At 72.5% G+C, this 12,637-nt stretch carries 11 protein-coding genes and 2 pseudogenes; 6 read left to right on the top strand and 7 right to left on the bottom strand.

Annotated features, from left to right (window positions below):
- Nucleotides 1-89, top strand: a pseudogene (locus tag AB0O67_RS32970) (50S ribosomal protein L1); the annotation flags it as partial.
- Between the two features lie 2 nt (nucleotides 90-91).
- Here the strand turns inward: AB0O67_RS32970 and AB0O67_RS32965 are convergent.
- The 3 genes and pseudogenes from AB0O67_RS32965 to AB0O67_RS32955 all read right to left on the bottom strand — a co-directional run.
- Nucleotides 92-598 (bottom strand): annotated as a pseudogene (locus AB0O67_RS32965) (glycosyltransferase); the annotation flags it as partial.
- A 193-nt stretch (nucleotides 599-791) separates the two neighbouring features.
- Entirely contained in the window at nucleotides 792-2,204 is a 1,413-nt protein-coding gene (locus AB0O67_RS32960; RefSeq protein ID WP_365458272.1) for a HEAT repeat domain-containing protein, read from the bottom strand.
- Between the two features lie 323 nt (nucleotides 2,205-2,527).
- Nucleotides 2,528-2,920, bottom strand: coding sequence for an ankyrin repeat domain-containing protein (locus AB0O67_RS32955; protein WP_365458269.1), 393 nt, complete (start codon nucleotides 2,918-2,920; stop codon nucleotides 2,528-2,530).
- 295 nt (nucleotides 2,921-3,215) lie between these two features.
- Here AB0O67_RS32955 and AB0O67_RS32950 point away from each other — a divergent pair, with 295 nt between their 5' ends.
- Nucleotides 3,216-3,410, top strand: a complete 195-nt coding sequence (locus tag AB0O67_RS32950) for a hypothetical protein (protein ID WP_365458266.1) — start codon at nucleotides 3,216-3,218, stop codon at nucleotides 3,408-3,410.
- A gap of 55 nt (nucleotides 3,411-3,465) precedes the next feature.
- Nucleotides 3,466-5,061, top strand: a complete 1,596-nt coding sequence (locus AB0O67_RS32945) for a hypothetical protein (protein ID WP_365458263.1) — start codon at nucleotides 3,466-3,468, stop codon at nucleotides 5,059-5,061.
- A gap of 76 nt (nucleotides 5,062-5,137) precedes the next feature.
- Here the strand turns inward: AB0O67_RS32945 and AB0O67_RS32940 are convergent, their stop codons facing one another.
- Nucleotides 5,138-6,637 (bottom strand): PLP-dependent aminotransferase family protein, encoded by a 1,500-nt coding sequence (locus AB0O67_RS32940; RefSeq protein WP_365458260.1) that lies wholly within the window; start codon nucleotides 6,635-6,637, stop codon nucleotides 5,138-5,140.
- 215 nt (nucleotides 6,638-6,852) lie between these two features.
- Between AB0O67_RS32940 and AB0O67_RS32935 the strand changes: the two genes are divergently transcribed.
- From AB0O67_RS32935 to AB0O67_RS32925, 3 genes are all read left to right on the top strand, one after another.
- Nucleotides 6,853-7,620 (top strand): glycerophosphodiester phosphodiesterase, encoded by a 768-nt coding sequence (locus AB0O67_RS32935; protein ID WP_365458257.1) that lies wholly within the window; start codon nucleotides 6,853-6,855, stop codon nucleotides 7,618-7,620.
- Between the two features lie 52 nt (nucleotides 7,621-7,672).
- On the top strand, nucleotides 7,673-9,019 hold the full coding sequence (locus AB0O67_RS32930) for an MFS transporter (protein ID WP_365458254.1): 1,347 nt from the start codon (nucleotides 7,673-7,675) through the stop codon (nucleotides 9,017-9,019).
- Between the two features lie 266 nt (nucleotides 9,020-9,285).
- Nucleotides 9,286-9,660, top strand: a complete 375-nt coding sequence (locus AB0O67_RS32925) for an RNA polymerase-binding protein RbpA (protein ID WP_003977404.1) — start codon at nucleotides 9,286-9,288, stop codon at nucleotides 9,658-9,660.
- Between the two features lie 345 nt (nucleotides 9,661-10,005).
- Here the strand turns inward: AB0O67_RS32925 and fxsA are convergent, their stop codons facing one another.
- The 3 genes from fxsA to AB0O67_RS32910 form a co-directional block, all read right to left on the bottom strand.
- A complete protein-coding gene (gene fxsA, locus AB0O67_RS32920) occupies nucleotides 10,006-10,560 on the bottom strand; it encodes an FxsA family membrane protein (RefSeq protein WP_365458251.1) in 555 nt (184 codons plus the stop codon).
- Between the two features lie 57 nt (nucleotides 10,561-10,617).
- Nucleotides 10,618-11,424 carry a polyprenol monophosphomannose synthase gene (locus AB0O67_RS32915; RefSeq protein ID WP_365458248.1) on the bottom strand — a complete coding sequence of 269 codons (807 nt, stop codon included), beginning with the start codon at nucleotides 11,422-11,424 and terminating at the stop codon, nucleotides 10,618-10,620.
- Between the two features lie 545 nt (nucleotides 11,425-11,969).
- On the bottom strand, nucleotides 11,970-12,637 hold a 668-nt coding region (locus tag AB0O67_RS32910), incomplete at its 5' end, for an amidohydrolase family protein (RefSeq protein ID WP_365458245.1).

The raw sequence follows: 12,637 nt of genomic DNA, 5'->3' as shown, positions 1-12,637 counted from the left end.
CCGTCCGTCTCGCCAAGGAGACCTCCACGACCAAGTTCGACGGCACCGTCGAGGTCGCCTTCCGTCTGGGTGTCGACCCGCGCAAGGCCGCCCGGGGCACGCCGTGGGTCTCCAGATCACCCTGGGAGGCGCTGGAGGGGGCGAGGGTGCGGTCGGCGGCGGCGTGCACGGAACGGATGCGCCGCCAGGCGGCCGCCTCACCGGCGCCCATGTAGGTGCGGGCGTATCCGGCCAGGTCGGTCTGGTAGACGGCGACGGCGGGGAGGCCGAGCCGGGCCGCGGCGGCCATGCCGCGGACGCCGAGGACGAAGGGGCTGGCCAGATGCACGATGTCGGGCTGGTGGGTGATCAGCGCGGCGGCCAGGCGCCGGCTGGGCAGCGCGACCCGGACCTGGGGATAGCCGGGGAGCGGAAGGGACGGGACGTGGACGACGGGGCACGGCGCCAGAGCGTCTGCCTTGTTCCCGGGAGCGGGGGCCGGGGCGACGACGATGGGTGCGTGACCGCGATCGACGAGGTGTCGGGCGGTCTGGAGCGCGCAGTGGGCCACGCCGTTCACGTCGGGGGGAAAGGATTCGGTCACGATGACGACACGCATAGGGCTGTTGTCGCCACGCTGGACGTGGCCGCGTCAACGTCGATCTTTCCGGACGGGGAACGATCCATGAGCGTTGCGCTGCGCACCCAAGCGCGTCAGCCCGCGGCCACACACCGCTGACCTCCGGGTCGACTGCCGTTCACCCGGCGGGTACGACGACCCCCTGTCATCCGGCGTGGGGGATGGGCGGCGCTCACATGGCTTCGGGGCCGATCCGGCTGCGTACCGCGGTCTGGACCTCCGCCTCCTCGGCGGGGTCGGAGGCGAGCCGGCGCAGTTGCTCGACGACGCGGGTGTCTCCGGTCTCGGCGTGCCGGGCGGCTAGCTCCCGGGTGGTCTCCTCACAGTCCCAGAGACACTCGACGCCGAAACCTGAGGGGAAGGAGGGGTCGGTGGCGGCGAGGGCACGGGCGGCCCTGCCGCGCAGATGGGACGAGCCGGTCTCGCGGTAGACGTGGCGCAAAACAGGTGCGGCGCAGTCGATGCCGAGCCGTCCGGCGCCGTCCACGAGGGTCCACAGGGTCGGCGCGTCGGGGCCTTCGCCCCGCACGGCCTCCCGGATCGCGCCGAGGACCAGGTCGCTGTCCTTTGCGCCGCCCCGGCAGGCGAGCACGCGTCCGGCGGCGGCGCCCAGCGGATCGGGGCGGCGGGCCCAGCCGCGGGCCCGGTCGACGGCGGCCACACTGCGCATCCGTTCGAAGGCCTCGACGGCGGCCTCGACGACCGGTGCCGTGCCGGTGACCACGGCCGCCTCGACCAGGTCGAGGACGTCGGGGTCGTCGCTGTCGGCGAGATAGCGCAGCGCGGTGCAGCGGGCACCATCGCCGCCGTCCTGGGCGGCCCGGACGATCTCGGCCCGGTCCTCGGGGCCCGCGACGGCCGAAAGACAGCGGGCGGCGGGGACGTGCAACGCGACGCCGCGGTCGATGCCCTGCTGGGCCCACTCGAACACGGCCCGCACGCTCCACCCCGGACGGGGCCCGGTCGGTCGCATCTGCCGCTGCCAGCGGTCGAAGCAGCCGGTTTCCTGGGCGGCGCGCACGCGCGTCCCGATCGACGCGCGCGGGTCCTCGGCCCACAGTCGCCAGGGCCGCGGCTCGAAGGCGTCCCGCACGGCGGCGGCCAGCTCGGCCTCGCCCTCGGCGTCGGCCGGGAAGCGGGCCAGCACGGGCACGGCCAGGGCGCGCAGCCCGGCGTCGTCGTCGCGCAGGGCGAGTTCGTCCAGGGCCCAGGCCCAGTTGGAGCCCTGGGCGGCGTACCTGCGCAGCAGGACGAGCGCGTCGCGCCTGCCGTAGGAGGCCAGGTGGCCGAGGACGGCGAGGGCGAGCCCGGTGCGGGACTCGTCGCCGTCGACGATGTCCTCGGGGTCGAAGAGATGCGCCTCGATCGCGTCCAGCTCGCCGTTCAGGTCGAGGTAGAGGCGGGCGTAGTACAGGGAGCGGTTCTCCACCTGCCAGTCGTGGCGGGGATCACGCAGCACACAGTGGTTCAGGGCCGCGAGTGCCTCGGGGCGGGGGGCGGTGAGCGCGTGCAGTGTGCCGTCGCCGCGGCCCCGCTGGAGCAGGCCGAGCAGCGTACCGCTGGGCGCTATGACCGGATCGAACATGGGAAACAGCCTCACATCAAGCGTCGACGCAACCGGGGAACCTGCTCTACCTGGCCGCGTGACAACACGTCGGGGCGCCCGCCGTCTTCTGCTTGCTGTAGACCATCTTCCTCTGCCTCTCGTCGGTGGCCCATGCGGGCCGCATCACGGCCCGCGCGGTGCGGCAACACCTGCCCGGCCATCGCGTCCGTGAATCACGACGTCATGATGACCCGGCACTTCTCGATGCCGCGACCGATATTTCCGGCGGCCAGGTACCGCCTCCCCCGTTTTCCGTGTCCTGCCCGGCCGGCGGGCCTGTTCCGCGTGGCCGGGTTGCTGTCTCAGCGTGCGCCGAACAGTTCCAGCAGCTCCGCCTTGCCGAACATCCGGGCGGTGTCGACGGCCGACGGGGTGCCCGCCGCCGGATCGGCGCCGCCCTTCAGCAGAACCTTGATCACTTCTTGCTCACCCTTGAAGACCGCCCCGGCGAGGGGCGTCTGCCCCCGGTCGTTGACGCGGTCCGCCTCGGCGCCGCGGGCCAGCAGCTCCCGCACCGTGGTGGCGTGGCCGTGGTAGGCGGCGAGCATCACGAGGGAGTCGCCGCGGTCGTTGGTGAGGTTGACCGGAACGCCCGCGTCGACGTACGCCACGAGTGCCTCGGTCTGCCCCTGCCGGGCCAGATCGAAGATCTTGGTCGCGAGCTCCACGACCTCGGGGTCGGGGGCTTCGGTCATCGGCCGGACCACCTCTCACTACGCACGCGTACGAACCACAGCTGACCGCACCGCTGGGCCCTCTGGGTGAATCGCCAGCGTACTGGGTGCGCGGGGACATGACGGGCCATGCCCGAGGCAAAGATCACCAATACACCCGCCGGGCGCAAGCCCCGGGCGCCCCCGAGGCGGCGCAGGTCCGCCGTACGGACGATATCAACCGCATTTCACCCAGTTGCACCTTTTATCGTATAGATACATCCTGTGAACAGGGAAGTACTCATGGTGACTGTCCCCCTCGACACCAGGAGACCTCATGATTCTGTCCATCTCAGGCGTCGTCCTGCTCGGCATCCTCGTCTTCATCTTCTTCCGCAGAGACGGACTCAAGGCGTCCCATGCATGCATCGCGGCCCTGTTCGGCTTCTACCTCGCGAGCACGGCCATCGCGCCGAGCATCAAGGCGGGCGGCGAGAGCCTGGCGGGTCTCCTGGGCGGCATCAAGTTCTGACACCCCGGCCGTCCGGCCCCACCGTCCCGTCGGCACGCACCTCCAGGAGACAGCAGTGGCACGGCGCCCACTTCCCCGCATTCTGAGCAACGGCGGCGCGCAGCTGGCCCGGAGCCGGGAGCTGGCCCGGACGGCGGCCGACAGCGCCACCGACGTCCTCCACCCGCTGATCACCATCGCCCGGGGGCTGCGCCGGCTGGCGGCGGCCGGACGGCGCAAGTGGGCGGAGACGCCCAAGGACAAGCGCGGCCATCTGCTCTTCCTGGTGGCCTCGGTGATCCTCGCCGTGGCGCTCGCGCCGTACGGTCCGCTGCTCGCCGCCATCGCCCTGATGGCGGCGGCAGCCTGGCAAGGGCGCGACCGCACGCCCCCGGCCCCCGAGGGGCCCGACGAGACCCAGACGCAACGCCTCCAGTCCCTGTACGAGGCACTGGTCCCCAGCTTCTCCGTGGCCGAGGACCCCGCACCCCTGTACGCCCACGGCGGGGAGTGGGAGAAGGTCTTCCCGGAGTACGAGTTCGACGGCGCCGGCCGGATCGCGCATCTGGAGGTGCGGTACCCGGCGTACTTCCCGGACAGCGAGACTCAGGCACGCGCGCGTGTCGAGCATCTGCTGACGGCCAAGGCGGGCCGCGACCGCGAGTACCACTTCATGTGGGACGAGGAGGGCAACCAGCTCACGGTCACGGTCCTCGCGCCGCTGCCCGGCGACATCGCCGCCCAGCGCTTCGTGACGGCGCCCGGGGAGACGGTCCTCGGTTTCACCGACGCGAGCGAGGTCCAGCGCACGCTGCCGCTGGTCCGCGGCGTGGAGCAGCGCGACGTGCCGCCCGTGGTGTGGCGCACGGGCATCCGCTCCACGGAGCCGCACCTGCTGGTCACCGGCCAGCCGGGCAGCGGCACCTCGACCCTGCTGCGCTCAGTGGCACTCCAGGCCCTGCAGTACGGCGATGTCCTCGTCGTCGACGGCGGCGGCACCGGCGAGTACGCCTGCCTGATCGGGCGGGACGGTGTCCTCGCCGTCGAGTGCGCGCTGGCCGGGGCGCTGGCGAGCCTGGAGTGGGCCGCGACCGAGACGGAACGGCGGCTGATCACCGTCAACCGCGCGCGTCAGGCGGGTCACCCGGCGCCGGAAGACACCAAGCGGCCGCTGTGGATCCTGCTGGACCGTCCGGCGGCGCTCGCCCACGTCGCCGCCTCGGACGGTTACAAGGACCCGCAGTCACTGCTCCAGGTACCGCTCCGGCACGGCCGCGCCGCGAACGTCACGGTGGTGGTCGCCGAACAGCTCGACAGCCTGGACACCCTGAGCGACCCGGTACGGCAGCACACCCGCGCGCGGGTGGTCCTCGGCCCCGCCACCCGGGAACAGCTCACGACCATCCTGGGCGCGCCCCCGCACACCACCCCGGTCGCGCATGTCCCTGCCGGCCGCGGCTACGCCCGCCTGGGTACGGGCGCGGTCCTGCGCCTCCAGGTCCCGGCGACCCCCGACCCGTACGACGACGCAACCAGCGACGCCCATCGCCAGGCGGTCCTGGACCTGCTCCCGCCCCGCACGACTCCGGCGGACGCGGCCCCGGAGCGGGTCCCGACACCACCGGAACCGGAGCCGGTCCCGGTGGAGGCAGCGGTGGCGGAGAGCTCCTGACCCAGTCTGACCAAGCCGCCGCGGCAGCCATGCCCGGGCGCCCGCGGCGGCCAGGACGTCAGGGCCTGCTGCGCGCCTACGCCACGAACGTCCGCGGCGCCTCCGCCCCCACCGTCCCGCCGCTCCTCACCAGGCGAGCCGCCGCGGCCAGGCGTACCGCCGCCTCCTCGGCCACCGCGCCTCCGACGGTGAACGGCAGCCGCACATACCCCTCGAAGGCCCCGTCGACACCGAACCGGGGACCGGACGGCACCCGTACCCCGACCCGCTCCCCCGCCTCCGCGAGGCGCGAGCCCGACAGCCCTCCCGTGCGCACCCACAGCGTGAGCCCGCCCTGCGGGACCTCGAACTCCCAGTCGGGCAGCTCCCTGCGTACCGCCGCGACCAGGGCGTCGCGGTTGTCCCGCGCCTGCTCGCGCCGCAGCTCCACGGCCTGCTCCCAGCCGCCGGTGCCGAACAGCCAGTGCACGGCGAGCTGCTCCAGCACCGGCGTGCCCAGATCGGCGTACGCGCGCGCCGCGACCAGGCTGCGGATGACGTCGGGGGCGGCCCGCACCCAGCCGATGCGCATCCCGGCCCAGAAGGCCTTGCTTGCGGAGCCGACGGTGATGACGGTCGACCCGGCCGGGTCGAAGGCGCACACCGCGCGTGGCATCTCCACGTCGGGGTCCACCCACAGCTCGTTCATCGTCTCGTCGGCGACGATCACGGTCCCCGCCGAGCGGGCCGCCTCGACGAGTTGCCGGCGCTGGTCCTCGTCGGCCAGCGCGCCGGTCGGGTTGTGGAAGTCGGCGACGACGTAGGCGATGCGCGGCGCGGCGTCCCGCAGCACCTGCCGCCAGCGGACCACGTCCCACCCGGTGAGCCCCTCGGCCATCGCCACGGGCACCAGCCGGGCGCCCGCCTCCCGCATCAACTGCAGGATGTTGGCATACGACGGCGACTCGACGGCGATGCGCTCACCACGGCCGGCGAAGAGATGGCAGATGGCGTCGATGGCGCCCATCGCGCCGGTGGTCACCATGATCTGTTCCGGCATGGTGGGGATCCCGCGCGCGGTGTAGCGCTCGGCGAGCATCGAGCGCAGCGCGGGCAGCCCGGCCGGATAGTCCCCGTGCGTGTGCGCGTACGGGGGGAGCTCCCCCAGGGCGCCCTGGACGGCACGGGTGAGCCAGGGTTCGGGCGCGGGCAGTGCCGCGCAGCCGAGGTCGATCATCGAGCCGAGCGCCTCGGGCGGCAGCGGCTCAAGACCGCGCGCGGGGAGCGGGTTCCCGGCCGGTACGGCGGTCCAACTGCCCGCGCCGCGCCGGGACTCCAGGAACCCCTCGGCGCGCAGTGCCTCGTAGGCGGCGGCGACCGTCGTACGACTGACGGACAGGGCGAGCGCGAGCTCCCGTTCGGCGGGCAGTCGCGCGGCGACCGGCACCCGCCCTTCCAGCACCAGCAGCCGGACGCCGTCCGCGAGCGCGCGATAGGCGGGCGGCCGGCGCGAGCCCGGGCCCGCGGGACGGTCCTGCTGCGACTGGAGCTGGCGGGCCAGCTGTGCCGCACCCACCGCCGAGGTCCACTGCCCCATGACGATCAGTCCACCTTCCCCGAATTGGCTCCTGGTTGCGTCCCTCCCCATGCCACAGGGTGCCACGCGCCGGGCCACTGGATCCAACAGGGGTCCGTCCCGACGGTCCCGTGCCGACGTACCGTCCCGTGCGCCGACGTGTTCGCCGCCCCCTCGGCATCCGGCGGCAGTACCGGCTTTGCCACCGGTCAACCCCGGCGCGCCATACTGCGTCCGTGAGCACGCGCATACGCCATCCCTATCTCGACCACCCCGGCCCTATCGCCTTCGCCCACCGGGGCGGTGCCGCGGACGGCCTGGAGAACACCACGCTGCAGTTCCGGCGCGCGGTGGAGATGGGCTACCGGTACATCGAGACCGACGTCCACGTCACACGGGACGGGCGGGTCGTCGCCTTCCACGACGCGACGCTGGACCGGGTGACCGACGGGGCGGGCCGGATCGCCGACCTGCCCTGGGACGAGGTACGGCAGGCGCGGGTGGCGGGCAGCGAGCCGGTGCCGCTCTTCGAGGACCTGCTGGAGACCTTCCCCGAGGTCCGCTGGAACGTCGACCTCAAGGCCGAGTCGGCCCTCCATCCCTTCCTGGAGCTGGTCGGCCGCACCGACGCCTGGGACCGGATCTGCGTCGGCTCGTTCTCCGAGGCCCGCGTGGTGCGCGCCCAGCGCCTGGCAGGGCCGCGCCTGGCGACCTCGTACGGCACGCGCGGGGTGCTCAACCTGCGGCTGCGCTCCTGGGGCGTCCCGGCCGCGCTGCGCCGTTCCGCGGTCGCCGCCCAGGTGCCCGAGACGCAGTCCGGCATCCAGGTGGTGGACCAGCGGTTCGTCCGCGCCGCCCATGCGCACGGGTTGCAGGTGCATGTCTGGACGATCAACGAGGCGGAGCGGATGCACCGGCTCCTGGACCTCGGCGTCGATGGCATCATGACCGATCACATCGACACGTTGCGCAAGGTCATGGAGGACCGGGGCGGCTGGGTCTGACGCCCCGGACCGCGTCCCGCGCACGGCACTTCACGGGGAAGCGAGGGCACGGGTGGGCACCGAGACCGTGCGGACACCGGCGGCGGACGACGCGGCCGGACGGCGACGCGAGCAGCACGGCTGGTACTTCTACGACTGGGCGTGCTCCGTCTACTCGACGAGCGTGCTCACCGTGTTCCTGGGCCCCTATCTGACGTCGGTGGCCGAGTCGGCCGCGGACGCGGAGGGCTTCGTCCATCCGCTGGGCATCCCGGTGCGCGCCGGTTCCTTCTTCGCGTACTCGGTGTCCCTGTCGGTGATCGTGGCCGTGCTGGTGATGCCCCTGGTGGGCGCCGCCGCCGACCGCACCGGCCGCAAGAAGCCCCTCCTGGGCGCGGCCGCCTACCTCGGGGCCGCGGCCACGGCGGGCATGTTCCTGCTGGACGGCGACCGGTACCTGCTCGGCGGCGCGCTGCTGATCATCGCGAACGCCGCCCAGTCGGTGGCGATGATGCTCTACAACTCCTATCTGCCGCAGATCGCCCCGCCGGAGGAGCGTGACGCGGTCTCCTCGCGCGGGTGGGCCTTCGGCTACGCGGCGGGCGCGCTGGTCCTGGTCGTCAACCTGGTCCTCTACCTCGCCCACGACAGTTTCGGGCTCTCGGAGAGCATGGCCGTGCGCATCTGCCTTGCCTCGGCCGGTCTGTGGTGGGGCGCGTTCGCGCTGATCCCGCTACGGCGGCTGCGCGACCGCCGCTCCCCCTCGCGCGAGTCGGCGGTCACCGGCTGGCGGCAACTCGTGGCGACGGTCCGCGACATGCGCCGCCACCCGCTCACGCTGTCCTTTCTGCTGGCGTATCTCGTCTACAACGACGGCATCCAGACGGTGATCACCCAGGCGTCGGTCTACGGCTCGAAGGAACTGGGCCTCGGTCAGTCGACGCTCATCGGCGCGGTCCTGCTGGTCCAGGTACTCGCGGTGTTCGGCGCCCTGGGGCTGGGCCGCCTCGCCCGGCGGTACGGCTCCAAGCACACCGTCCTCGGCTCGCTGATCGCCTGGACGGTGATCCTGGCCGCCGGGTACTTCCTGCCCGCCGGGGAGCCGGTGTGGTTCTTCGTACTGGCAGCGGGGATCGGGCTCGTCCTCGGCGGCAGTCAGGCCTTGTCGCGTTCGCTCTTCTCCCATCTGGTCCCTCCGGGCAAGGAGGCCGAGTACTTCTCGGCATACGAGCTGAGCGACCGCGGGATGAGCTGGCTGGGCCCGCTGCTGTTCGGTCTCACCTATCAGCTGACCGGGAGCTACCGGGACGCGATCATCTCGCTGGTGGCGTTCTTCGTGCTGGGCTTCGTGCTGCTCGCGAGAGTGCCGGTGCGGCGTGCCGTCGCGGATGCGGGGAACCCGGTCCCCGAACGGATTTAGCACTGACGGCGAAAGGGCTGTAGTGTACGCGTTTGGCCTGCCAGGCGTACCGTTACTGCGCGTCAAAGATGCCGAAACGCTGGGTGACATCTGCTGTCAGATGTGACAAACCGGGCGCTGGTGGGTACAACATGGGCGGCTACGACGGCGACGCATGACCCGGAACGGGCTTCCGAACGGGAATCTTTACCGCCGACCGGACGTTGACCGGATGACGACGACAGCGACACCTGTCCTGTGGGCGACAAGCCCGGGAGGCACGATTCATGAGTGAGCGAGCTCTTCGCGGCACGCGCCTCGTGGTGACCAGCTACGAGACGGACCGCGGCATCGACCTGGCCCCGCGCCAGGCCGTGGAGTACGCATGCGAGAAGGGGCACCGGTTCGAGATGCCCTTCTCGGTCGAGGCGGAGATCCCGCCGGAGTGGGAGTGCAAGGTCTGCGGGGCCCAGGCACTCCTCGTGGATGGCGACGGCCCGGAGGAGAAGAAGGCCAAGCCGGCGCGTACGCATTGGGACATGCTGATGGAGCGGCGCACACGTGAGGAGCTCGAAGAGGTCCTCGAAGAGCGTCTCGCCGTTCTGCGCTCCGGCGCCATGAACATCGCGGTGCACCCCCGAGACAGCCGCAAGTCCGCGTAGTTCCCACGCGGCTTCGGCGGGGTTTCACAAAGCACCCCAATTGACCGCGGGCGCCGTACGTGAGTGTGCGTACGGCGCCCGCGGTCGTTTCTTGCTGCTCGCGTGCGCCCACGGCAGTCTTTGGTGCCTGCGGACCGAGCGGCGCTCCGCCAAGTAAGTCGGGTGGGTAGGCGGGACACGTTCGGCTCTGCCGGCCGCAACCGGTCAGCGAGGCCCAGCCGGGCCCACCGGTCGAGCCGGTCCCGGCCATCGACCGGACCCAACGGTCCCCGTTCGGCCGTCGGACCGACGTCAGGCGGACCCCCGGCTCAGGCGCTCGGGCGGCCGAACGCGCCCGGGCCTGCCTCAGCGGTTCAGCGGCGGGCGCGGCTCCTGGGGAGCGTCGCCCGGCTCGTCCCTGATGACCTCACCCTGCACGACCTTGCCGTCCGGGCGGCGCATGCGGGCCTGCTGAAAGGCGTCGCCCAAACTACCCGGGTCGGCGCCCCGGAGCTTGCGGTCCACCGTGCGCTCCGCGTAGCGGCCGACGGCCTTCTGGATGGGCGGGAGCAGCAGGAGCAGACCGGCCGCGTCCGAGACCAGGCCGGGCAGCATCAGGAGCAGGCCGCCGAGCATCATCAGGCCGCTGCCACCGCCGCTGGACGGCGGTGCGCCCCGCTGCAGCGCCTCGTTCAGGTTCTGGAAGGCACGCCGCCCCGCCCGCTTCATGACCACCGCGCCGAGCATGAATCCGGCGACCAGCAGCAGGAGCACCGTGAACCCACCCGCCGCGCCCGCGATCACGGTCAGCAGCCAGATCTCCAGCACCAGCCACGCGGCGACGCCCAGCGGCAGGAGCGTACGCAGCCGCGAGCGCCGGGGCCGTGCGGAGTAGGGAGCGTTCGATGCGCCAGTCGTCATGCCCCCAGTGTGCCTGGCACCCGCTCAGCACGGGATAAACGCCGGCCGGCGAGCGCCCTACGACGGCGAAGACCCTGCCCCGCCCTTGCCCATCAGCTTGGTGACCCGCTCGCCCACGCCCCACGTCGTGACCCGCCACAGGGCCTCGACCAGGATGTCGCGGCTCATCTTGGAGTCCCCGAGTTCGCGTTCGACGAAGGTGATCGGGACCTCGACGACGTGGTAGCCGGCCTTGATGGCGCGGCGGGCGAGGTCGACCTGGAAGCAGTAGCCCTGGGAGGCGACCTCTTCGAGACCGAGGCTCTCCAGGGTCTCCCGGCGGAAGGCGCGGTAGCCGCCGGTCACGTCCCGGATCGGGACGTCCAGCAGCACGCGCGAGTACAGACTGCCGCCGCGGGAGATGAACTCGCGCGACTTGGGCCAGTTCACGACCCGCCCGCCGGGCACCCAGCGGGAGCCGAGCACCAGGTCGGCCCCCTTCAGCGCAATGAGCAGCCGGGGGAGCTCCTCGGGCTGGTGGGAGCCGTCGGCGTCCATCTCGATCAGGACGCCGAAGTCGTGCTCCATGCCCCAGCGGAAGCCCGCGAGGTAGGCGGCGCCGAGCCCCTCCTTGCCCTTGCGGTGCAGCACGTGGACCTGCTCGTCACCGGCTGCCAGCTCGTCGGCGACCTTGCCGGTGCCGTCGGGGCTGTTGTCGTCGGCCACGAGCACGTGGGCCTCGGGAACCGCCTCCCGCACCCGGCTGACGATGGTCTTGATGTTCTCCGCCTCGTTGTAGGTCGGAATGATCACCAAGGCCGCGCCGAGCGGGCCGAAGCGCCTCCCCTGGGCCTCTGCCGCGCGGTTCCCCTCGCCGTCGTTCACTGCTGCCCCTTCAAGTCAGTCCGCAGAGCTCCACCATAGTGGCCGCCGCCTGCACCGACGCGATAGGACGTTCCCAGGGTGGTGTCGAATCCGAGCGAGTGGGGTAAGGATGGTCGTTTGGCCCTCTATGCGGGCCGATACCAGCGGATGGGGGCCCGGCGCCCTTCGGGCCGACCTGGGACCCGCTGGCTGCGGATCGACCTGAAGCCGTTGTCTACTGAGCGCCCGGGCCCCATCCGGGTCACACCGTGCCGACCTGGCCGGAACGTTCCCCCGCCGTGGCGCGGTCACTGTGCCTGGCTCCCAGTGACGGTGCCCCGGTGCGGTACACCGTCCCTGACCCAGCGGCGCCGCGACGAGTGTGCGAACGATGCCCGGTCGGGCGTCCCGTGGTGGACTCGGCCGAACCTACCCGCCCCGGGCCGCCGCCTGTCAATAGCCGTACGACCTGCGGGTCTTCTCACCGACCACAGGTCGGCCCGGTGGATACGCAGGTCGTTGGACACCGGTCGTGGCACCGATCCCCGTCGCGCCACCCCGGGAGATCACTCGCTCGGCCGCACGAACACGGTCCGGCCGCCCACCACGGTGCGCAGGCAGACGGGCAGGTCGTAGCCGGGGGTCAGGTCGGGCAGCCCGGGGGTACCGGAGCGCGGGTCGGTCGACCAGCGTGCGACCCGGTCGTCGGGCGCCTGCACGACGAGCTCGCCGGTGCGCCAAACGGCGTAGTCCGCGGGAGCGCCCGGCACCAGTACGCCCGCGTCGTCGCGTCCGACGGCCCGCCAGCCGCCCCGGGTGTGCGCCGTGAAGGCGGCGCGCACCGAGACCCGGTGCGCGGGCGTGCGGTGGAAGGCGGCGGCACGGACGGTGCCCCACGGATCGAGGGGCGTGACCGGGCTGTCGGAGCCGAACGCGAGCGGCACGCCGGCGCGCAGCAGCGCCGCGAAGGGGTTGAGCAGGCCGGCGCGTTCCCCGCCGAGGCGCTGGGCGTACATGCCGTCCGTGCCGCCCCACAGCGCGTCGAAGGCGGGCTGGACGGAGGCGGTGAGGCCCAGTTCGGCGAAGGCGGCGATGGTGTCGGGGGTGAGCATCTCGGCGTGTTCGACGCGGTGCCGGGCGGCACGGACACGGGCGAGGCCGAGCTTCTCGGCGGCGGCGCGCACGCCCTCGACGACGGTGGTCACGGCGGCGTCGCCGATGGCGTGGAAGCCCG

It is taken from the genome of Streptomyces sp. NPDC086077, assembly GCF_040686175.1.
In the GTDB taxonomy this organism is placed as follows: domain Bacteria; phylum Actinomycetota; class Actinomycetes; order Streptomycetales; family Streptomycetaceae; genus Streptomyces.
This window is presented reverse-complemented; position numbering and strand designations above follow the sequence as displayed.